Here is a 21510-nt window from a genome sequence, read left to right as displayed (position 1 = left end):
CAAGCTTATTGTTCGTCGATCCACCTAAATCATTAACGTCAATCCGGACTTCTGTAACATCGAGTCTGTTTTGCAGAGGGCGAATTAGGCTAAATATTTACTAAATCTACGATTTACGAAGGAGGACGACTTTATGCCTTGGAGTAAAAACGATTATCCGGATTCGCTTAAAAATTTCACCGCGCCGGTTCGCGAGAAAGCGGTCGAAATCGCCAATGCCCTGCTCGAAGACGGCTATGAAGAAGGCCGGGCGATTTCAATCGCGACCGCACAAGCGAAAGAATGGGCCGAGGACCGTCATAAGCAGGTGCGCAAGAAAGGACATTAAGCCAACCGCTAACTAACAATCAATTCTCTTGCCGGCGGTTTGTCAGGGCGATGCCTCGTGTTAGCCTTGGGTTAATCCGGTGATTTGCCGCGTGGTTAACCCTTAGTTAATGTGATGCGTTCCGTGCGGTTAGCCCGCTGGTTAATCTGACGATTACCCCGGTGTTTGGCCGGGTGTTTCCCGGCTAACACCCTCCATAATCAGCATTAATATCGCATCCGCCATCTGCTCCGCAGGAATCTTTATCGGTTTCTGACTCCAATCGATCGCTGAACCGAAGATTGCCCAACCTGCCGCCTGGGCCTTTGCTTCCAGCGTTAGAAGCTCTTCGGAATCCTCAGGAATCTCCTCATTCAGCCGCTCCAGGCAAGACTCAGAACTCTCCTTTTTCAGCCAAGTGAAAAGAAGACCCGTCAGTTCTTTATGAATCGCACGTTCAAGCAGCGCCGCGGGGAATCGCGAGGCGGGAAGCCGGTGGTGATATTTGCCCTCAAAGCAGTCCAATACCGTCAGGATGAGCAAATGAAGCGTCCTTTTGTCCCACTTGGGATCGGGAGGGAGTGAACTCGTCACCAGCTGCCCAAATTTGTCACGTACGACTTCATCAAGCAGCATATATTTGTCCGTAAAATGAATATAAAAAGTTCCCCGGTTTACGTTGGCCCGCTCGGTAATATCCCGAACGCTCATCGCCGCGAAGCCTTTTTCCCGCATGATTTCAATGAATGCCTGCCGCAGCAACTGCTGCGTCCGCTGTATTCGCCTGTCGTGGCGCCGCTCTATGCTCGTCATAGCGCTTCTCCTCTCTCATCTAATAGAGTAGGCAAGGGAACTGTTCAAGTTGGCTCAACAGTTTCTCTGAAATGTTCATTTCTCAACAAGAGCGCTGGATTGATTATTGATTCACGGGCTGTGAACCCTAGAATTCCATTATAAACGACTTTTCGGCAGGTGAAAGGAGAACGAAATATGATGCGATCATCAGAGGATGCTTATGCAGAGCTCGATCGATACTATACGATAGCAGTCGATTCGATCTGCAAGATTGCAGGAGTTTATCACGCACTTGGTAAAGCGGCCGATGCCCGGAGTCTTCTTCATCATTCCTTGCAGCTGGTTGAAGGGAGCGGGAAACGGCTTCTTCTAAAGCTTCTGCTTCAATATGGAAAGATTCTGGTCATCGAGTATGTTTATACCAACCAGGACGCTGACGGTATGTTTTCGGTTATTACGAAAGCCAAGCGGATTGCCGAGGAGATTGATGATCGACGAGGCATAGCGGACGCGCTCAGTTTACTCGGAGCGGCCCACTATTTTGTAACGCTGAACAACAGCATGGCAGCGGCTGATTCTCAGCAGAATTACGATGAAGCGCTAGCCTGTCAGCTGCAGGCTTTGGAACACAGGAAGGCGTTAGACGATACGAGAGGAATCAGCGAATCAAACTTTCTCATCGGCAATGTTTATGAGCGTCGGCAGCAGGGTGATACGGCTGTGGAATACTATAAGAAAGCTTGGGAAATCGCGGATCAATACGGCCATCTAAATGAAAAGACGGAACCTGCCCGTCATTTTGCCTACTATGCTGTCATGAAAGGAAATTTGAATCAGGCACTGTCCTATGCATTGGAAGCTTTATCGTTGCGCGAAGAATCGGGCTTCAGGCCTTACCTTCCTTTGGATCATCTACTGCTTAGCGATATTTATATCAAGCTGGGTGATGAGGCCAATGCTCTCATTCATACGCAGAGGGCTTATGTCCTTGCCGAAGAGATGGGCTATAAGCGTGCTCTCGCCAGCGCTCTGATCAGCCTTGGAGATATGCAGGTTGACCGAAAAGAGGAAAAACAAGCGAAAGCCAATTATGAAAAAGCTCTCGACATTGCCCAAGAATTACGGCTGCCCATGAGCATAGCCAGAGCCAATGAGCGGCTGGAGCGCCTTGCTGCGCCTTAAAATGAAAGAGTGCCTCCCGGGAAACTTCCGGGGGCACTCTACTGTTATGAGATTAACGGTTCATCCAGCCGCCGTCCACGCACAGCACATGGCCGTTCATATAATCCGAAGCCGCCGAGGAGAGCATGACGACAGGCCCCTTCAAGTCTTCCGGCCTTCCCCAGCGACCTGCCGGAATCCGATCCAGAATGGATTTGCTTCTATCGGGATCCGCTCTCAGCTGTTCGGTATTGTCAGTTTCGATGTAGCCGGGGGCTATAGCGTTCACTTGAACGCCTTTGGAAGCCCATTCGTTCGCGAGCGCTTTGGTGACGCCTGCTACCGCGTGCTTGCTTGCCGTATAGCCGGGAACGTTGATCCCGCCCTGGAAAGAAAGCATCGATGCGATATTGATGATTTTGCCCGATCCCTGCTTGATCATTTCTCTTCCTGCCAGCTGGCACAGAAAGAACACCGAATTCAAATTGAGATTGATCACATCATGCCAATCGGAGGATGCGTGATCTGCGGCCGGGGTTCTCCGGATAATGCCTGAATTATTAACGAGAATGTCGATTTTGCCGAACGCTTCGACCGTTTGCCCGATAATGCCCGGAAGCTTGCTCTCATCCGATAGATCCGCTTTGATTACGATGGACTTCCGGCCCAGCGCCGCGATTGCCTGCACGATGTCCGCCGGACTGCTCTGATTTGTCACGAGCGCGACATCCGCTCCCGCTTCAGCAAGACCCAGCGCGATCGCCTTGCCGATGCCGCGTGAGGCTCCGGTTACAAGCGCCGTTTTACCGGTTAGATCAAATAAACTCACTTACTCCCACTCCTGTCCGCCTGTTGAATGTGCGCGTTTAACGCTTTATACCGCTTTACGACCGAGCTGCCAAGCTCATGGTCGGTAATAAAAGTTTCAACTTCACCCAGGGCTGCGAATGTAAACAAAGCGCCTTTGTCGAACTTGCTGTGATCCGCAACGCAGATGACCTTCTTCGACGTTTCAATGAACATCCGCTTGATCGGAGCGAGCTCTGGCGTAAAGACGCTGAGCCCGTATTCCGTATGGATCCCCGTTGTGGAAAGAAAAAATTTGTGAATGTTCATCCTGCTTACCCATTCAAGCGATTCCGGATGCAGAAGCAGATTGAGATGCCTGTAACCGCCGGGCACCACGAGCCGGATTTGGTCAAGGAGTGCAAGCTCCCGTATGATCATTACGTCGTTCGTAACAACGGTCAAAGGCATATTGCCCAGCTGCTTCGCAATTTGCAGCGTCGTGCTGCCGCCGTCCAGCGCAATGATATCCCCTGCCTCGATCTGTTTCACGGCAGATGCGGCAATCGCTTCCTTGGCTTCCTCCAGCTTGTTGTTCGGGTATACAAGCGGATAAATATTCTCGTCGCTCGGTTCGAGCGGAACAGCGCCGCCGTGCGTTCTTCTCAGCAGTCCTTTGCCTTCAAGCTTCTCCAGATCGTCGCGAATCGTTTTCTCGGTGACCTGCAGCATTGCGCTAAGCTCGGAGACCTTCACGGCGCCGGTTTGCTGCAGAGTATCGATGATCTTCCGTTGCCTCGTTACGGCCAGCATTGTTCCGTCCTCCCAAGCTAATTCATGTTGAGCCGCTTATTTCAAATCGTTCAGCGAAACGATGTCCATATCTTTAAACGTGTAATTCTCCCCTGCCATCGACCAAATGAAGGAATAGTTGGACGTGCCTGCGCCCGAGTGTACGGACCAAGGCGGAGAGATGATCGCTTGCTCGTTGGCTACGACAAGATGGCGGGTTTCTTCCGGCTGCCCCATAAGATGGATAACACGTGCGTCCGCATTAAGATCGAAGTATAGATAAGCTTCCATCCGCCGATCGTGCACGTGAGCAGGCATCGTATTCCAGATGCTGCCGGTCTTCAGAATCGTAATGCCGAGCATAAGCTGGCAGCTTTGCAGACCGCCCTCGTGTATGAACTGGTAAATGGTCCGCTCATTGGACGTTTCAATCGAGCCGAGATGGAGCGGATTGGCTTTGTCAATCGCCATCTTGCTGGTCGGAAGCTGTGCATGCGCATTTGCAGAGCAGAAATAAATCTTCGCCGGATTGGATGCGTCGGCGCTGGCGAGCGTAAGCTCCTTCGTTCCTTTACCTACATAAAGAGCGTCGAGCCGGGCGAGCGTGTGTGTTTCGCCGTCAACGGTAATAACCGCTGTCCCTCCGATATTGACGAAGCCCGCTTCGCGGCGTTCGAAGAAATATTCGGTCTTCAGCGTGTCGGCCGCCTCAAGCTTCAGCGCCTGCTCAGTTGGCATGGCCCCGCCGATAATCATCCTGTCGTAATGGCTGTATGTCATATGAATGCGGTCTTGTTCAAACAAGGTTTCAATGAGAAAATGCTTTCTTAAAGCTTCCGTGTCGTACTTCTTAAAATCATCAGGGTGCGTGGTGTGACGAACTTCGATTCCCATTATTGATTTCCTCCTAAAATGTTTGTTTTGGTTCGTTTTTTATCATTATAGTATAACTAGGCCGGGAAAAGGAAGAGAAATAAAATATATCTTTATTTCGGCTAATTTTCGCCCGCCCGGAGCCTTTTGACACTTTGTCGGATCAGAATGATTACGCACCCCCTTGGAAAGAAGGGCAGGGTTCCTCAAAATGTACAAGAAACAGCCCGGAGCTGCATAGCACCGGGCTGACAGTATGATGAATCTCACCAGAACGATACGGGGTTGCCCCTCAGCTTCGCCAAAGCTTCAACGAAGAAATAATCGCCGTAAATCAGCGGCACGTCGATGTTACGGCCCTCCGGATAATGGCTTGTACCATGCAGCACAAGCCCTTCCTCATTAGGATCGTCCCATGCTCCGTAATTCTCATAAAGCGAGCGGACGATGCGAATGCCGGCGTCGCGATAGAGCGCTGACTCGGCCGGCTCAGCCAGCTCGCCAATCAGCAGCAGGCCGCATGCGGCGCATGCGCCTGCCGAGCTGTCGCGGAACTGCCCGGCCTCCGGCGACAGGCGGAAGTCCCACAGCGGAACATGATCCTCGGGCAGATTCGCTATGAAGAAATGGGCGACCCGCTTCGCAGCATCGAGAAATTTGCGCTCACCGGTATACTGGAAGCATAACGCCAAGCCGTAGATCGCCCAAGCCGCACCCCTTGACCATGCAGACTCCTCGGCAAACCCTTGGCCGCCCAAAGCTCCGGTACGCTCCCCCGTAAACGGATCGAACGTCACGATATGGTACACCGATCCGTCCGGCCGGATGAAGTGCGTCAGCACCGTCTCCGCATGCGCCGCGGCGACGTGCTTGAACCTTGGATCTCCGGTTACCTCGGACGCCCAGAACAGAAGCGGCAAATTCATCGTACAGTCGATGATCGCAAGCCCGCGGTTGTCATCCCCCTCGCGCCATGAATTCCAAGCCCGGATGTAGTTCCCCTTCAGGTTGAACCGACCCGCAAGATGGCTCGCTGCAGCCAGTGCGCGGCGCCTGGAGCTGCTCTCGCCGAGCAGCTTGAATCTGGCTACGCTCGTCAGCGACCACATAAAGCCCAGATCGTGATCGAGCCGCTCGAAACCGTTAAGCACATCATCGAGCCGCTCCTCGCACTGCTCGGCCAGCATCTTGAACCTTCCGTCGCCGCTCTCACGGTACAGATGCCACAGCAGCCCTGGCCAGAAGCCCGCCGTCCACCAATGCGGCTCTTCAAGCCGATAGGCGCCTCCGTTCGAGGCATGAGGAAAGCCCGATCCGATTCTGCCGCTCGTTCGGCCCACCTTCTCCAACGTTCGTCTCCATGCTTCGTTTACCCATTCCAGACTGACCGCAACCGACACACCGATCAACTCCATCTCCTAAGTTTTGTGCTGTTCGACAGCCAAGAATAAACGGCTATGGCCCCGCTAGCGGCCGTGCAAGGTTCCTCCCTTGAAGCTGAACCGGAATGTCCCGGATAGCCCTAACTCAAGTTTATCCGGCTTGCAGCGAAAATCAATGCGGTAATAAACCTGCTCTGCTCCGAAATGATCCCGGTACGCAGCAGCCTCTATCGCCGGTACCCATTGATGCTCATCATAAAAAATCATAAGCTTCCTGCTGCCTTGCACTACGAGCGTTCCCCGCCCGGCCCGGAGAACCTCGTGAGCTGATATAAACCGCTCGATAACCGACTCGGGCTTCCCGGCAAACACATAATCGTCAGTGAGCCGAAGTTCCGGAATATCCGACTTATGCCACTCGAGCCTTCTTCTGAGACTGATCAAGCAGGAGCTCCCATACGCCTCGGCCATATCCAGCTCGAACCGGTCGACATCCTCGCTGAGGTCAACTATAACGCCCTTAGCCCGGTATGATTTTCCGGGAAGCTGCATGCCGCCGTCAACTATCGGCACTGAGTGCCCTTGCGAGCCGTTGCAATCGTACGCATAACGCTTCTCCCCGAAATAGTCCTTCGTATATTCGCCGCAGCCCAAGTCAATCAGGCAGCCTGTCCCGTCGGCATGCAGCATAAAGTGGCCGATGTCATTATGATTGTGAGGCTCGTCATTGTCGCCGCCCTTAACCGCGAAGCCGTAGCCGCGGTATCGCGATACGAGCCACTGAGCATCTGGCAGATAGTTCGCGGAATCCGCCCAAAGCGTTCCGGAAGAACCCCGCTCCGGAGACTCTTCGGCCTGCCCCGACTCTCCTGGCTCCCTCAGCCACAGCAAGCTGCGGACCGCAGGCGCCCAGCGGCCGCAATGATCGTCTTCAAACCGTGAACGCAGCGACCGGTCCGGGATCTCGACATCCGTATAAATGCCGTTCAAATAATGCGTAATGCCCATATGGATGCGAATATGCGCGATCGAATCCGAGAAATTCGCTACCGCGCTTCCGCTTAGGAAGCATTTCTGCTGAAACAGCGCGATACTATGGACCTTGTCGCTGCGGAACAAGTCAACCGCACCACGTGTCCGCCGCTTTAGAAGATCGGCGAAATAGACGAAAAATCCGAAGCCGTAGTTCCAATACCCCAAACCTTCCTTACACGCACCGTCATCTTCGAAACCGCTTAAATAACACTCGGTCGAACCAAGCGCCTTGGCCAGTATCACAGAGAGTTCACGCTCATCCTGGATGAGGTAGATCGCCGCAGCTCCGACCGAGCCGGCGCATACGGCGGCCCAATTGTGCGTAGCCGTTTCCCAACCGAATGGCCCGCCGTTCACATAAGGCCACAGCACCCGCCGGTATATCTCGCTGCGTACGCGCCGCGTTACGGCTTCCGGAAGCTGCCCGGCCGTCATTGCGGTGATTTCCGCCAGAGCAAATGCGGTCTCGGCCGCGAACAAATCGATAGTCGTATCGCGCATTCGTTCCACCAGCCACTCATGCCCGGTTGCCGACTCGGCGGCGCCGAGGCCGGTTGATTCCGTGCGGTCGCCCACATGCGCAGGCAAGCACCATGTATGCTCATCGCAGATTGCCCACAGCAGGTCGATAAAGCCGTTCAGGTAATCGCCCCGCTGCTGCTCCGCCATAGCCATAATGGCAAACGCATTCAGCCGTCTCCGGCGTTCGAAGTAGACGCGCTCGAACTCGAGCCTCGAGCCCGTATCCCCGAACTTCCGGAACAGCGAATACGTCGTTTGTGGAATCGGCTCGCCGATATGCCGCTGCGCATACCGGCGTATCTCCTCCATCAGCTCACCGCCAATATTTACTTCCGACCCCGCGTTGTCTTCCGCACGGTCTTCCGTTCCCGCTTCCGCCAGAGATGAAGCCATCCTTCGCAGCCGCTCCCCTGCGGTCTCGCCCGTCAGCCCATCCCAGTCTCTCCCCGCTTGCTCCAATACGGATTGCAGCCGCACCGCTTCCATGGCTCCCACTCCCCAAACGTTATTTCTGCACACGGTAATCCTTCGGGGAATAACCGCTGAATGCTTTAAACAGCTTGATGAAATAGCTCGTATTGTCATATCCGAGCGACTCCGAGATCTGCTCGACTGTTTTGTCCGTGCGATCGAGCGATTCCTTCGCCCTTTCCATCTTTACTCTGGTAACGTATTCGATGAAGGTTTCTCCCGTCTCCTGCTTGAATATCCGGCTGAAATGGCTCGGATTCATATGCAGAATTTGAGCGGCATCCTCCATGCTGATCTTCTCATGAAGCCGCGCGGAGACATACTTTTTGGCCTCATAGATCTCCTGGCGCTGCGAGACGTGCTTGATCGTGCCTGCATGCCTGATCTTCTCCTGCAGAAACTCATTAAGAAACCGCTCGATCTCGGATAGCGATTCCACATGCGTAAGGCTGTCATACAACGGCTTCACCGTTTGGCGGTCATGAAAATGCGAGAGCGAGCTGAGCTTCAGTTCTATATCCATCATCAGCTTGAGAACCCACGCACGCACCGAATCGACCGGAAACCGTTCGTCGCGCAGCAGCTGCATCCATTCCTTCACCACCAATTGATAATCGCCCGATTCAAGCGCAATCAGCTGCCTGAAATCGTCTAATGCTTTCTGGTAATGAAAGAAGATGTTGGTTTTCGAGGTTTGGAACGGGATCCATTTGTAAATGCTTTCTTCCGAAGCATAGAAGCGCTGATCGAAGGCCGATGCCAGCGTCATCAGGTTCATCTTCAACTCCGACAAGTTGGAGGCAGGCTCGCATGTCATTGCGGACATCGTGATCCCAAGCCGCTGGAACGTCTTGAACAGCGCGTTAAGATTAGCACGGATTCCTTCGTATGGATTGACCTTCAGGCTCTTGACGAACGGGAACAGAAGGAACGTTTGCTTGGTGCTGTACCGGAAGCTCGCTCCCGCCCCCGGTTTGTCAATCATCTCGGTGATCACGTTATCGACCGCATACGAAAATAGCTCCTCCGTTCGGAATCTCTCCTTCAGCTCCAGGTATCGGTTTGGATAGAGCAGCACCGGCATGACCGGCTGCGTCACAGCTTCAATACCGAATTCCCTCAGCTCCGACAGCCATTTGTGCTCGTTGATGATGGGATTGCTGATCGTATTCCGTATGAATTCGGCCTTGATGGAGGGAGTATTCCGATCCAGTACACGAATCAGCTCATCGTTCTTGAGGCGAACCCCGTGCCGGGTCTTAATCCGGTCCGTAAGCCTCCGAAGCACCTCTGTCAGCTCCTCCGGCTGAAGCGATTCCTTGAGCAGGTAATCCTGCACACCGAGCTTGACCGCTCTCTGTGCGTATTGAAACTCATCAAGACAAGACAGAATGATGACTTCGACATCCCCGCCCTCATCTCGCAGCGCTTCTGTCAGCGCCAGGCCATCCATCCGCGGCATTCCGATATCGGTTATGAGAATATCCGGATGATGCGCTTTGCACTGAGCAAGCGCTTCCTCTCCGTCCGAGCATAACGCGACGACTTCCATGCCGAGTTCCTTCCATGCCACCGATTGCGCGAGAAATTCAAGAACGGGGTAATGGTCGTCTGCAAGCAGTACCTTAATCAAGTTCATGCCCCCTCAATAGTGGAATGGAGAGATACACGGTCGTTCCTCTGCCGGGCTCGCTCTCTATCGTCATCGCGCATAAGCTGCCGAACAGCATATGCAGCCGACTGTATACGTTCGTTATTCCGATACCGGACAACCCGCCCGCCGACTCGGCAACCGGTCCCCGCTTGCTCTCGTCAAGCTTGGTTCTCAAGCGTTCAAGCTCCTCCTGCGTCATGCCTCTACCGTTATCGCGAACCAGAAGATGAAGCCGCTCCGCATGGAGCTCCGATCCGATGTAGATCGTGCCCGAGCTTCGGTTCAACCCGTGTATCAAAGCATTCTCGATGATCGGCTGCAGCAGGAATCGGGGGACCAGCTCATACTCCGTCTCTTCCCTGATGTCCAGCTGGTAGCTGATCGGCTCCCTCATCGTCGAATTCATCAGCTCGATATATTTCGTTACAATCGTAACTTCCTCACGGAGTGTAACCATCTTGTCCTGCCGCTGAATCGTCATACGGAGCAGCTGCGACAATGAACTGATCAAATCCGCATTCTCCCGGTCGCCCTTCAGCTGAATCCGCATCCGGATGGAGTTTAAGATGTTGAACAAAAAATGAGGGCTAATCTGAGCCTGCAGCATGGAAAGCTCCGATTTCCGGGCTTGCTCCTGCTCCCGCTTGATCTGCTCGATCATCTCCTCGATACGATCCAGCATATGATCGAACGAACGGCCCAGCCTGCCGATCTCATTAGACCCTCTGACCTCCGAACGAATGGACATATTGCCGCTTTCGATGCTGGAAGCAACTTTGCCGAGCCGTATAATCGGATGGGTGAAGCGGCGAAGCAGCAGCACAAGTACTACGAGAAATAATGCAACGAAGCCGATCTGCAGAAGAAAGTTCATCTTGTAGATCCGGTTGACTTCTTCGGTTGCATTCTCGTAGGGCATCAGGCTGACCAGCGTCCAATCGTCGAATGGAAGCTTCTCCAGCACATACAAATAATTGATCCCGCCGATCTCTACGATCGGATTCCCGCTTCCCTCTTGAAGCTTCTCATAATACGGGAAGCGCTCGCCCAAATGCTCACTGCCCGAGATCACCGTGCCGCTCTTATCAAGGAGCATGATGTTCTGTTCGGTATAATTGGCAAACAGCGAGCGGACCCGGTTCTCCGAAATGCTGATGATTACATATGCATACGGACGCTTAGCCGTACTGATCGTCCTGGCGAATGAAATGACGTACGGATCCCGCTGCTTCACGACGTCCAAATAAGTCGGCATCAGTCCGAGCCAATAATTCTCATAAGCGGCAAGCGAATTCAATCGTCCGAACCAGGGCTCCTTCGTAAATTGCAGCGGATTAAAGCCATCGTAAAGCAGGTAATTGGTAAAGAAGCGGCCGTCCTTCGTAAGTAGGGTGACGAATACGCCTGTCGTGTTATTCGTCAGATTTCCCAGCGTCGACGTAACAATCGAAACGGTCGAATTAGTCGTATAATAAAGCGGGCTTTTTAAATACGGGGCAATTTCCGCGTCGAATTCGATACTGTTGGCTATCTTAAACATGCTCTCGACCTCGTTGATCAATTGAGACCGGATCAGCTTCAGCGATTCATTTGCATTCATGGTCGCCTGCTTCCTGATCAGATTGTTCGAGAAAATGCTGCCGATTAACAGCGAGACGGCAAGCGGGGCGATCAGACACAAGAGCGAGGTTACGATTATTAGATTCCGCAATGATATTTCCTTCATCCAGTCCCTCATATGCCGTCCTCCTGCTGCTTGTGTCCTTCCATTGTAGTGTATCCGGCTACAGCCGTAAACCGGGAAGCAAGGACCTGTTCACAGGTCCTTGCTTCTGCAGTCGTCCCTATTATTTTTTATTGGCTTCAATCAGGTTCAGAATGTTTTTCTTCGCATTGCTGATTGAGGTTTCGACATCCTGGCTGCCCAGGAGCATCTTTTCTACTTCCGTGTGGAGCGCCTTCTCCAGTTCAGCCTGATATGGAACGGGAATATACATCTTCGCCGGCTTCGTCACTTCAAGCACATGCTTCAGCGAATCCTTATCGATAAGCTTCTCGGCATTCTCACCGGAAGTAAGCGAATCGATCACCTTGTTCATATCGGCCTTTTTCCAGGATGAAAGGTACTTGCCCTGAAGAACCATTCCTTCGGTGGCCATCCACTTGATGAAGGTATACGCGGCTTCCTTATGTTTGGAGCTTGCGGCAATTGCGAGGAAGTCGCCGTCCGTCTTGCTTGCTATCGGATCGCCCGCTTTAGCCGTAGGGTACGGTGCGAATGCCGTTTTGAACGTCTGCTTGATCGGTCCGTTGCCCGCGGCTTCCGGAATCATCCAGGAACCGATTTCGATCATGCTTGCCTGACCGTTCATGAATACGTTGCGGTAATGAAGCTTCTGGCTGATCGTATCCTCGTATGGGACCGCCGAGCCTTCCTTCATTGCGCGTTCACGCAGTATGAAGCCCTGGCGGAACAAGTCGCCCTCAACGTTCGGCGTCCCGTCCGTCTTGATAAGGTTGTTGTTCTCGGGCTGCCCCATCAGTGGAAGCATTTCGTAGTCTGCCCAGGTATGGAAGTATGTGCCGTACCGCTTCTGAGCGCCCTCGCCCTTCGTCAGCTTCTTGGCGTAGTCGAGGTACTCGTCCCACGTCCACTGCTTCGGAACAGGCAATCCCGCTTCATCCAGCTGGTCTTTGTTCAGCAACACGAAGTACTGGTTTAATTTGCCCGGAAGCGCATAGTATTTGCCGTCAATGGACGTGTCCGACTTGAATTCGGCGTTATAGTCGACACCGTCTTTCGTCAAATAATCGTTGAGCGGCTCAAGGAGTCCGATTGAAGCGCGCTGCGCGTAATTAGTAGGTGAGTTCAGGGCCATAACGTCTATCGTTTCGCCGGAAGCGGCTGCCAGGTCAATCTTCTTCATCGTTTCATTCGCGTCGTTGATGGCGCCTACGACGGATTCCACTTTAATGTTGGGATATTTCTTATTGAACTCGGCGAACAGCATATCGAACTTCTCGATACTATCATCGTACCAGTGGTAGAACTTCAGTGTGACTTGTTCCTCAGGCTTTTCCTCTGCTGCGCCGCCTGCAGTGGAATTACCGGTCTGCTGCGTGCCGCTTTCCTTGCCGCTGCCGCATCCGGCGAGCAGGCCACCGAGCAGAACCATGCTAAGCGCGATTGCACTCAACTTTTTTTTCATTTTATTGCCTCCCTTTATCTTAGGTGAAACGCTTACAGAGCAAATGGTAACATTCGACAAGCGATTCCCGCATCAAACACATTTTTCTATTGCGAAAATATTTTTTCTGTTTATCCCTTGACCCCGCCGACGGCAATACCCTCGATAACCTGCTTCTGGCCCAGGATGAATATAATAAGCAGCGGTATAATGGCGGAGACTGCTCCGGCCATAATGAGCGAATAATGCTGGCTGTATGCGTCCGCGAATTTGCGGATCGCCAGCTGCAGCGTATACATATGATCGGACCGAATGAAGACGAGCGCATTCTGATAGTCGTTCCAGGTCCAGATGAACCGGAGAATGGCATAAGTCGCAATGGCCGGACGAACCAGCGGGAAAGCGATGCCCGCGAAGATGCGGATATGGCTGGCACCGTCTATTTTGGCCGATTCGATGAATTCATTATGGATACTCATAAAAAACTGGCGGAGCATGAACGTACCCAGGACGCTGAAGCTGCCGAGCAGGATCAGTCCGATATGGCTGTCAAACAAGCCCAGCCAGCGGTATAGAATAAATTGCGGAACGAGAATTGCCTGCTGAGGAACCATATAAGTTACGAGAACCGCGATAAACAAGACATCCTTGCCCTTGAAATTCACTTTGGAAAAGCCGTAAGCCGCCATGCTGGAGAACAGCACGGATGTAATGGTCGTAACAACCGTCACCTTGATCGTGTTCCAATAATAGACCGCAAAAGGATATTGCCCGTTCCAAACCTCCGAATAATTATTGACCGCATTCCACGTCTTAGGAATCCATTCGATTGGAAATTTGAATACATCCGCTTCAACCTTGAACGAGGTAGACAGCATCCAGAAGAACGGCAGCAGAAAGGCTAGTCCAAGTATAAACATGATAACGGTCAGGAGCAATTTAACGGGATTCAGCGCATTTGACATGTTATACAGATTCTCCCTTCCGTATTAATAATTGACCCAGCGCTTCTGCGCAGCCCACTGAAGCAGCGTAATGATGAGGGTTACCAGAAGCAATATGATGCCCATGGCTGATGCGTAACCTGTCTTGAGATTGATAAACGCCGATTCATACAGATAGTAGACCAGCACCGAAGTCGAATTCGCCGGTCCGCCGGATGTCAGCACCGAGATCAGATCGAATATCCGGAACGTACCTATAATACCGGTAACCAGCAGGAAGAACGAAGTCGGTGAAAGCATCGGAACCGTGATCGAGATGAGCTTGCGCCAACCCGTTGCCCCGTCGATATCGGCTGCCTCATACAAGTCCTTGGAAATGTTCTGCAGCCCCGCAAGGTAGATAATCAGATAAAAGCCGATACTGACCCATACCTGAATCATCATGACCGAGACAAGCGCAAACTTCGTATCAGCCAGCCATTTCGGCGGACTGTCGATACCTATGGACATTAAGAACTGATTGACCGGGCCGAACGACGGCTGGAACAGCACTTGGTAGACGACAGCGACCGCCACAATACTCGAGATGTAAGGCATGAAATAGACGACCTTGAAAAATCCCTTCATATACACATGCTTGTCGATCACAATCGCAAGCAAGAGCGCAATGATCATCGTGACAGGGATCACCGCGAGCAGGATAAAGTTGTTTTTCATCGATTGCAGGAAGATTGGATCCTTGAACAGCTGCACGAAGTTATCCAGGCCGATCAGCTTGATCTTGTCGATTCCCGATACGAAATTCCAATCCGTGAGGCTGAGGAAGATCGTCGCCAGAATCGGCAGTACGGTAAAGACGCCAAGTCCGAGGAGCATCGGCCCGACAAACAAATACCCCATCCACGTTTCCCTGGTCTGATGCCGGATACGTTTTTTTCCTGCAGGCGTCTTCTCTGCGGTATAGTAATCAGACGCAGCATATTGGCTCATATGCGGCCCCCCTCTCCTTAAGTTAGATTTGACATTCGTAAGTGTAAAAAAAAACGGCTGAAAATGCATGCCACTATTTTTTCGTTTTCGAAATAATTATGAGTTTTTTGTTCGGAGCAGATAGATAAAATCGTTTCAAAAGATATAAAATTGTTTCTACCGCTCATTCTGTCTCTCCTATAAACTAAAGAGAGCTAAGCATGTTTGAGAAACTTATTAATGAAGGAGAAATGTCAATGTTACCTGAGGCTCTTCATCCAGCCAGCCGGAACCCGCTGCAGACTCGCGGCGAACTGGAGCGGGCGTTCACCGAGATCTGCGGCCCGCTGCGGCCCTATTACAGTCCGGGCCGGGCGAGAATCGACTTGAAGGACGCCGGAGCCGCATACCCGCCCGCAACGGCCGGCTTCGAGACGTTCTCAAGAGTGCTGTGGGGGCTCGTCCCGTTAATGGCGGGAGGCGGTACATCCGAGCTTTGGGATGAGCAACTGGCCGGAATCAGAAATGGAACGAATCCCGAGCATGAGGAATATTGGGGAGATTTGAACGACTACGATCAACGCATGGTTGAAATGGCCGCGCTGGGGGTTGCATTGTGCCTGATCCCGGGGCATATTTGGGAGCCGCTCACGGAGCAGGAACGGGGCAATCTCACCTCGTGGCTCAGTCAGATAAACGACAAAAAGATCTGGGGCTGCAATTGGCTGTTCTTCCTCGTCCTGGTCAACCTGGGCTTGAAGAATGTCGGGATGCCCTTTAATCAGACACGAATGAACGAATGTCTGGACGAGCTTGACACCTATTACTTATCGGACGGCTGGTATGCCGACGGCTTGAACGGACATTGCGATTATTACGGTCCTTTCGCTATCCATTATTACGGACTGTTCTATGCCAAGCAAATGGAAAAGGCCGATCCGGTCCGGGCGCAGCAATATAAAGACCGGGCAGTACAGTTCGCCCGGGACTTTATCCACTGGTTCTCCGCGGATGGTTCCGCACTTCCCTATGGAAGAAGCCTTGCCTACCGGTTCGCGCAATCGGCTTTCTGGAGTGCTGCGGTGTACGCCGGCATAGAGCCATTCCCAATGGGCGTGATGAAAGGGCTGCTGCTCCGCAATCTGCGCTGGTGGTTCCGGCAGCCGATCTTCCGCCCCGACGGCACACTGTCGGTCGGCTACACATATCCGAACCTGGTCATGGCGGAGAACTACAACGCTCCCGGCTCTGCTTACTGGGCGATGAAATCATTCCTGCCTCTCGCGCTTCATGCGGATCATCCGTTCTGGACCGCCGAGGAGCTGCCGCTGCCTCGCCTTACGACGAAATCGGTTCAAAAGCCGCCCCATCTGGTCATCTGCCGGGAAGAAGACAGCAGACATGTGCTGGCCTTCAATTCCGGTCATCTTTCGTCCAACGAGCACACGCACACCTCGGCAAAGTACGAGAAGTTCGTCTATTCGAATGTGTTCGGCTTCAGTGTGCCGCGAGCAGAGTGGGGACTCGCGCAGGGCGCCTTTGATTCGACGCTTGCGTTATGCGAGGGTGATAATCTGTACAGGGTCAAGCGGAAGTGCGAGACAATTGCGGTCGACGGTTCCGTGGTGTATGCCGAATGGAAGCCGTGGACCAACGTCACGGTCCGTACGTGGCTGCTGCCGGGAACCCCTTGGCATGTCCGGATCCACTGCGTCGATTCCGAGCGTGTGCTGGATGCGGCTGAAGGCGGATTCGCGCTTGGGCTGGAGGGTCCGTCAGGCGCTTCGTACAGGCAGGAGAAGACGGAAGGCGATGCGGAAGCAGCTCTGAAAGTGGACTGGGGCGCGAGCGGGATTCGCGTGCTTTACGGGACAGGTAAGCCCCAGCTTATTTATCCGAACTCGAACACGAATCTGATCCATAACCGCACGGCCATACCGACGGTCAAGGCGTCTCTGCCGATCGGCCGCAGCTGGATGGTCCACGCGGTGTACGGAGAAGCCTCGGCAGACCGTTATTCCGTCAGCAGAGGAATGGCGCCAACCGCCGAAGTGACGGATGAGCAAATTGTGATATACCGCTGCAATGGTTCGGAGCAGTATCGATTAATGAAGTAGTGCGAGGGGACGGGGCATCTGCGAGCGGATGCACCGTTTATCCGACCCTGCGAACAAACTTAAACCACATTATAAAGAAAAATTTGTTGCGAAAGTTGTCAAAATAATTGCATAACATGGTCAGTTTTTAAAAAACGGTAAAGAGGCCGATCGTTCGGGAGTATAAGCATTATACACCGTGCGATCGGCCTTTTTTTCTATGTGAACTCTTGAGCCCTGACTGCGGATACCTCACTACTGAGCCTGCTATTGCTCCGGAAATAACGCCCGCAGCCCGCTGGGCAGCTCCCGGCTCTTACGCGACTTGTCATCCATCGTCACACATGTAACCATGGCGTCGGCGCACAGTTCACCGTGATTATTAACGATTCGCTGCTCCAGCACATAGCTGGAACGGCCGGCTTTGCTGGAAACGGTGGTTACCTTTAAGTGATCGCCCTGCCTGCATTCTTTGCGGTAATTGATGTTGATATTGACGGTCACCGTCTGAATCCCCATCTGCAGGAAAGTATCATAATGGAATCCGGCTCGCTCGTACCATTCTTCTCTTCCCCATTCGAGATATTCCAGATATTTGGCATTATTCACATGGCCGTTCACATCGATCTCCGTGGAACGAACGATAAGTTCAAGCTGCGCTTCCATAGCTCGGGTTTCCTTCTCCTTCTCCTCCCCCGCCTTGCCGGCCGGGGTGTCAGATGATTCCTTATGTTAGCCGTGATGAGGCGGTTTGTCAAAGAAGAATTCCAGCAGGATATCATCCAGCCTCGAATGCTCTCTCCATTCGAAATATTACATATTAAACCGGTAGCCGACTCCCCATACCGTCTCGATAAACTGCGGCTTCGACGGGTTCTGTTCGATCTTCTCCCGCAGCTTGCTGATATGAACCGTAACGGTAGGAAGGTCCCCGAGCGAATCGAGACCCCATATTCGTTCAAAGAGCTCTTCTTTGGCGAATACCCGGTTCGGATTGGTCGCCAAATACAGCAGCAGATCGTATTCTTTCGTCGTAAGCGTCGCTTCTTCGTCGTCAATGAACACTTTCCTGGGCAGCTTATCGATAAATAAGCCGCGAATGCGGATCTGATCCTTAGGATTAGGCTGCTGGCCGGTGCCTGCGGTCAGCCGTTCAAACCGGGCCAAATGAGCTTTTACCCTCGCTACAAGCTCCCCGACACTGAATGGCTTTATGATGAAATCGTCTGCGCCGAGCCCGAATCCCCTTATTTTGTCGATCTCCTCGCGTTTGGCGGAGACCATTAAGATCGGAATATTCTTCTCTTGGCGGACCTTTTTGCAAATTTCGTACCCGTCGACGCCCGGAAGCATCAGATCGAGAATGATGAGATCAACGGGCTCATTCATCGCTTTCTGCAGTCCGGCATCGCCGCTTGCCGCAACTTCGACCGCATACCCGCTTGCTTCCAGATAATCCTTCTGGACTTCGGAAATAACCGAATCGTCCTCAATGATCAATATCTTTTTCATGACGCTCCCCCTTGAACCCTTGCGGAGTCTTTAACGTAAAATAAATCGCCGTTCCTTCGCCCGGTACGCTCTCCGCCCACGTCCTCCCGCCATGCTCCTCCACGATCTGCTTAACGATGGCGAGGCCAAGCCCGCTGCCTCCGGTATCCGTATTTCGCGACAGCTCCGCTCTGTAAAACCGGTCAAATATATAAGGTAAGCCAGCAGACTCGATTCCGCGTCCGTTGTCTTCTATTTTCACCGTTACTTCCTGCCTTCCGGCACTCTCCTGCAGCACGATACGAATTTCCTTCTTGCTTTTATCCATGTGCTTCATACTATTGTTTACGATATTGGTAATGACTCTTCCGAGCTTCTCGCGGTCAGTCATCACCAAAGCAGGTCCGCCGATAGGATGCTCGTAATAGACGGAGATATCCGAATATTGAGGATGCAGCCGCAGCTCCTCCGCGACCGAACGCAAGTATGCATCCATATCCGTCTGTTCGAAGTGAAACGGCAGCCGTTTCAAATCGAGCTTGGAGAATAAGAACAATTCATCAATCAAACTATCCATATGAGTGGCTTTCGAATAAATCATCTCAATATATTTCTGCTGCTTCTCCGGGGTGTCGGCAATACCGTCGCGCATCCCCTCCGCGCATGCCGCGATTGCGGTGATAGGCGTCTTGAGATCATGCGAAATGTTCGAGAGAAGCTCCTTGCGGTTTTCCTCGACCTTCAGCTGCACATGGATGGAATCCTTGAGACGCACTCTCATTTCTTCAAATGCAGCGCCCAGCTGACCGATCTCGTCCCTCCGCGTAATCCGCAGCTCATGACCGAGGTCGCCTTCCTTAATATGCTCCGCCGCCCGTTTCAGAGCAAAGAGCGGTTTAATGAAGCTGCGTGAAACGAGAAGAGTCAGGATCCCGTTAGTCAGGCCAATCACACATACCAAGAACAGGACGATGGACAGGAACACGACACGGAATAAGTCCGACAGCTGGTCTTCCTCCAAAATATACAGTACGCCGGCGCTGCCGTCAGTGAATTGAAACGGCTGTTTCCTGAGCGTATAAGATACCTCATCAATGTCCACCTGATTATCCCGGTAATCGCTAATCGGAGCGGTTTCGACCTTTTCCAGAATATCCTTTGCACCGGCTTCCTTGGCCTTGCTGGTCAGATCCGTTGAGATATAGCTGATATGACCGCCTTTGGTAATAATGAGTCCGAGCTTAAGGGGATTCAGCTCTTGCTCAGCCCCGTTCAGAAATGCGGAATCGGCAAGCCGCTGAGGCTCATGCTTGGCGAAGAATATAAGCCCGGAGATCCATTCCGAGCTATTTTCGATCGATTGCCGGAATTCCTTGACGTTCTTAAAATCGCCAAGAAGCCTGTTGATCGGGCTTGAAATGGCATTATGAAAATAAAGCGAAGCTATCAGAATAGCTGTCAGCACAAATACGACAATGGGTATGACAATCATTGCGATGTAAGACAGCAATAATTTCTTGCGGATCGACATAACAGCTCTCCCGTTAAAATGTTCTGTTGGTAAATCGATACAACCCTGCGGTGTATCCTATTATACTGTATGCGACGAGAAAGACGAAGACGTTTAACAGCCGGCCGGGTGAGACATCTCCGCCGATCCACATCCCTTGCCAGTCGGAATACGCGAATGGGGACCAGACCGCTGCCTGCGGAAGGAAGAGAGGGAGCAGCTTCGCCGCTGCATACAAGGCGATACAAACGACAATCGTTGTTGTGCTGGAATTGAAAAACTGGGCGATCAGGGCGGCGAATATGCATAGGATCAGCATCGGGAAGAACGCGGCAGTGTATGCGAGCATACTATCAAGGAAGCCTCCGCCAATCCCGCTTCCGGGCAGTAGCAATCCGGACAGCACGGAGACGAGCCATCCCCCCGCCAATATTATGACGGCGATAACAGCGAGAGCCGCCAGCTTCGAAGCGAATACTTTGGCCCGGGAGATCGGACGGAGAAGCACAATTTTGAGTGTCCGCGATGCAGCCTCACCGGAGAAAGAATCCGCCGCCGCCATAAATAAATAGAGCGGAAGCAGGACCACGGTTGTAAATTGAAGCATAATAAGCGGAAAATCGGTCCCGATGATTGCCGATATCCCGATATTCGTCTGCACATTGTCAAGAAGAAGGGCAGCGGCAACCGGTATAAGGACGATAAACATGAGAAACCACTTCGTCTTCCGGTGCAGCCACCATTTTTCAAGCTCATTCCGAACATTGGCTGTAAAGCTATGCATGGATACCTCCACCTTTCCACTGCTCTACGGATGATAGATAAAACTTCTCCATCGTGACACCGCCTGCGAGCAGCTCTCTTACATCGCCTTCGCGGATTAACTCCCCGCCGCACAGAATTCCGATCCGATTGCAGATCATCTCCATCTCACTCATCATGTGGCTTGAAATGAGAAAGGCGATGCCTCTGCTGCGGGACAGATTAAGGATAATATTCCGGACGTCGATGATGCCCTCTATATCCAGGCCGTTGGTCGGCTCATCCAGAATGATAAGCTCGGGCGATGATAGCAAGGTGCCTGCCAGTGCGAGCCGCTGCTTCATGCCCAGAGAATACCCGCTTACCCGCTCCTTGCCGTAAGGCTTGAGGCCGACCCATTCGAGCGCCTCTTCGATGCGGCTTCTCGGCAGCCCCCGGTAAAACCGGCCGGCCAGCTTCAAATTGGCATAACCGCTCATATATTCGTAAGCGTCGGCCGTCTCAATAACACAGCCTACACGCGCCATTGCCTGCTCGAAACGATCCGTCGTGGAACAGCCGAACAAGCGGACGCTGCCCGTATCGGCTTGGCATAGTCCTGTCATAATTTTGAGCAGCGTCGTCTTTCCCGCGCCATTGGGCCCGAAGAGTCCGAATATATCGCCTGTGCCAATGGAAAAGCTGATATCGCGTATTCCCCGGCCATTCTTATAAGCTTTGGACACATTGTCGATTTCCGCGATATTGGTTGTGCTTGAGGTCATTATGAACT

General features: G+C 52.5%; 19 protein-coding genes. 3 read left to right on the top strand and 16 right to left on the bottom strand.

The window, feature by feature from the left end:
• Positions 1-133 precede the first annotated feature (133 nt).
• Positions 134-328: a DUF2188 domain-containing protein gene (locus KZ483_RS08175; protein ID WP_220352165.1), complete on the top strand. Its 195-nt coding sequence runs from the start codon at positions 134-136 to the stop codon at positions 326-328.
• Positions 329-481: 153 nt separating this feature from the next.
• Here the strand turns inward: KZ483_RS08175 and KZ483_RS08170 are convergent, their stop codons facing one another.
• Complete coding sequence (locus KZ483_RS08170; protein WP_220352164.1) at positions 482-1120, bottom strand: TetR/AcrR family transcriptional regulator; 639 nt, start codon at positions 1118-1120, stop codon at positions 482-484.
• 177 nt (positions 1121-1297) lie between these two features.
• On the opposite strand from KZ483_RS08170, the gene KZ483_RS08165 reads away from it, so the two are divergent.
• Positions 1298-2284 carry a tetratricopeptide repeat protein gene (locus KZ483_RS08165; protein ID WP_220352163.1) on the top strand — a complete coding sequence of 329 codons (987 nt, stop codon included), beginning with the start codon at positions 1298-1300 and terminating at the stop codon, positions 2282-2284.
• A 52-nt stretch (positions 2285-2336) separates the two neighbouring features.
• Here the strand turns inward: KZ483_RS08165 and kduD are convergent, their stop codons facing one another.
• From kduD to KZ483_RS08115, 10 genes are all read right to left on the bottom strand, one after another.
• Positions 2337-3092 (bottom strand): 2-dehydro-3-deoxy-D-gluconate 5-dehydrogenase KduD, encoded by a 756-nt coding sequence (gene kduD / locus KZ483_RS08160; protein WP_220352162.1) that lies wholly within the window; start codon positions 3090-3092, stop codon positions 2337-2339.
• Positions 3089-3862, bottom strand: coding sequence for a DeoR/GlpR family DNA-binding transcription regulator (locus KZ483_RS08155; RefSeq protein WP_220352161.1), 774 nt, complete (start codon positions 3860-3862; stop codon positions 3089-3091). The genes kduD and KZ483_RS08155 overlap by 4 nt, the downstream gene beginning before the upstream one ends.
• A 36-nt stretch (positions 3863-3898) precedes the next feature.
• Complete coding sequence (gene kduI, locus KZ483_RS08150; protein WP_220353329.1) at positions 3899-4729, bottom strand: 5-dehydro-4-deoxy-D-glucuronate isomerase; 831 nt, start codon at positions 4727-4729, stop codon at positions 3899-3901.
• A gap of 251 nt (positions 4730-4980) precedes the next feature.
• The gene (locus KZ483_RS08145) at positions 4981-6129 is read right to left on the bottom strand and encodes a glycoside hydrolase family protein (protein ID WP_220352160.1); all 1149 of its coding nucleotides are present in this window, start codon (positions 6127-6129) and stop codon (positions 4981-4983) included.
• Between the two features lie 51 nt (positions 6130-6180).
• On the bottom strand, positions 6181-8139 hold the full coding sequence (locus tag KZ483_RS08140; RefSeq protein WP_220352159.1) for a heparinase II/III family protein: 1959 nt from the start codon (positions 8137-8139) through the stop codon (positions 6181-6183).
• Positions 8140-8158: 19 nt separating this feature from the next.
• Entirely contained in the window at positions 8159-9757 is a 1599-nt protein-coding gene (locus KZ483_RS08135; protein ID WP_220352158.1) for a response regulator, read from the bottom strand.
• Positions 9750-11516, bottom strand: a complete 1767-nt coding sequence (locus KZ483_RS08130; RefSeq protein ID WP_220352157.1) for a cache domain-containing sensor histidine kinase — start codon at positions 11514-11516, stop codon at positions 9750-9752. Before KZ483_RS08130 ends, KZ483_RS08135 begins: the two co-directional genes overlap by 8 nt.
• A 109-nt stretch (positions 11517-11625) precedes the next feature.
• Entirely contained in the window at positions 11626-12987 is a 1362-nt protein-coding gene (locus tag KZ483_RS08125; protein ID WP_220352156.1) for an ABC transporter substrate-binding protein, read from the bottom strand.
• Between the two features lie 110 nt (positions 12988-13097).
• On the bottom strand, positions 13098-13931 hold the full coding sequence (locus KZ483_RS08120; RefSeq protein WP_220352155.1) for a carbohydrate ABC transporter permease: 834 nt from the start codon (positions 13929-13931) through the stop codon (positions 13098-13100).
• Between the two features lie 24 nt (positions 13932-13955).
• Positions 13956-14900 carry a carbohydrate ABC transporter permease gene (locus KZ483_RS08115; protein ID WP_220352154.1) on the bottom strand — a complete coding sequence of 315 codons (945 nt, stop codon included), beginning with the start codon at positions 14898-14900 and terminating at the stop codon, positions 13956-13958.
• Between the two features lie 236 nt (positions 14901-15136).
• Between KZ483_RS08115 and KZ483_RS08110 the strand changes: the two genes are divergently transcribed.
• The gene (locus KZ483_RS08110; protein WP_220352153.1) at positions 15137-16996 is read left to right on the top strand and encodes a DUF2264 domain-containing protein; all 1860 of its coding nucleotides are present in this window, start codon (positions 15137-15139) and stop codon (positions 16994-16996) included.
• Positions 16997-17242: 246 nt separating this feature from the next.
• Here the strand turns inward: KZ483_RS08110 and KZ483_RS08105 are convergent, their stop codons facing one another.
• The 5 genes from KZ483_RS08105 to KZ483_RS08085 form a co-directional block, all read right to left on the bottom strand.
• A complete protein-coding gene (locus KZ483_RS08105) occupies positions 17243-17641 on the bottom strand; it encodes an acyl-CoA thioesterase (RefSeq protein WP_220352152.1) in 399 nt (132 codons plus the stop codon).
• Positions 17642-17788: 147 nt separating this feature from the next.
• Positions 17789-18487 carry a response regulator transcription factor gene (locus KZ483_RS08100; protein WP_220352151.1) on the bottom strand — a complete coding sequence of 233 codons (699 nt, stop codon included), beginning with the start codon at positions 18485-18487 and terminating at the stop codon, positions 17789-17791.
• The gene (locus KZ483_RS08095) at positions 18465-19997 is read right to left on the bottom strand and encodes a sensor histidine kinase (protein WP_220352150.1); all 1533 of its coding nucleotides are present in this window, start codon (positions 19995-19997) and stop codon (positions 18465-18467) included. Before KZ483_RS08095 ends, KZ483_RS08100 begins: the two co-directional genes overlap by 23 nt.
• A gap of 13 nt (positions 19998-20010) precedes the next feature.
• A complete protein-coding gene (locus KZ483_RS08090; RefSeq protein WP_220352149.1) occupies positions 20011-20760 on the bottom strand; it encodes an ABC transporter permease in 750 nt (249 codons plus the stop codon).
• Complete coding sequence (locus KZ483_RS08085; protein ID WP_220352148.1) at positions 20753-21502, bottom strand: ABC transporter ATP-binding protein; 750 nt, start codon at positions 21500-21502, stop codon at positions 20753-20755. Before KZ483_RS08085 ends, KZ483_RS08090 begins: the two co-directional genes overlap by 8 nt.
• Positions 21503-21510 lie beyond the last annotated feature (8 nt).

The organism is Paenibacillus sp. sptzw28 (assembly GCF_019550795.1).
In the GTDB taxonomy this organism is placed as follows: domain Bacteria; phylum Bacillota; class Bacilli; order Paenibacillales; family Paenibacillaceae; genus Paenibacillus_Z.
This window is presented reverse-complemented; position numbering and strand designations above follow the sequence as displayed.

What these genes read in the sequence shown, in the direction of transcription:
- KZ483_RS08175 (WP_220352165.1), top strand. Translation starts at nt 134, where the DNA reads ATGCCTTGGAGTAAAAACGATTATCCGGATTCGCTTAAAAATTTCACC.
- KZ483_RS08170 (WP_220352164.1), bottom strand. Translation starts at nt 1,120, where the DNA reads ATGACGAGCATAGAGCGGCGCCACGACAGGCGAATACAGCGGACGCAG.
- KZ483_RS08165 (WP_220352163.1), top strand. Translation starts at nt 1,298, where the DNA reads ATGATGCGATCATCAGAGGATGCTTATGCAGAGCTCGATCGATACTAT.
- KZ483_RS08155 (WP_220352161.1), bottom strand. Translation starts at nt 3,862, where the DNA reads ATGCTGGCCGTAACGAGGCAACGGAAGATCATCGATACTCTGCAGCAA.
- KZ483_RS08145 (WP_220352160.1), bottom strand. Translation starts at nt 6,129, where the DNA reads ATGGAGTTGATCGGTGTGTCGGTTGCGGTCAGTCTGGAATGGGTAAAC.
- KZ483_RS08140 (WP_220352159.1), bottom strand. Translation starts at nt 8,139, where the DNA reads ATGGAAGCGGTGCGGCTGCAATCCGTATTGGAGCAAGCGGGGAGAGAC.
- KZ483_RS08130 (WP_220352157.1), bottom strand. Translation starts at nt 11,516, where the DNA reads ATGAGGGACTGGATGAAGGAAATATCATTGCGGAATCTAATAATCGTA.
- KZ483_RS08125 (WP_220352156.1), bottom strand. Translation starts at nt 12,987, where the DNA reads ATGAAAAAAAAGTTGAGTGCAATCGCGCTTAGCATGGTTCTGCTCGGT.
- KZ483_RS08120 (WP_220352155.1), bottom strand. Translation starts at nt 13,931, where the DNA reads ATGTCAAATGCGCTGAATCCCGTTAAATTGCTCCTGACCGTTATCATG.
- KZ483_RS08115 (WP_220352154.1), bottom strand. Translation starts at nt 14,900, where the DNA reads ATGAGCCAATATGCTGCGTCTGATTACTATACCGCAGAGAAGACGCCT.
- KZ483_RS08110 (WP_220352153.1), top strand. Translation starts at nt 15,137, where the DNA reads ATGTTACCTGAGGCTCTTCATCCAGCCAGCCGGAACCCGCTGCAGACT.
- KZ483_RS08105 (WP_220352152.1), bottom strand. Translation starts at nt 17,641, where the DNA reads ATGGAAGCGCAGCTTGAACTTATCGTTCGTTCCACGGAGATCGATGTG.
- KZ483_RS08100 (WP_220352151.1), bottom strand. Translation starts at nt 18,487, where the DNA reads ATGAAAAAGATATTGATCATTGAGGACGATTCGGTTATTTCCGAAGTC.
- KZ483_RS08095 (WP_220352150.1), bottom strand. Translation starts at nt 19,997, where the DNA reads ATGTCGATCCGCAAGAAATTATTGCTGTCTTACATCGCAATGATTGTC.
- KZ483_RS08090 (WP_220352149.1), bottom strand. Translation starts at nt 20,760, where the DNA reads ATGCATAGCTTTACAGCCAATGTTCGGAATGAGCTTGAAAAATGGTGG.
- KZ483_RS08085 (WP_220352148.1), bottom strand. Translation starts at nt 21,502, where the DNA reads ATGACCTCAAGCACAACCAATATCGCGGAAATCGACAATGTGTCCAAA.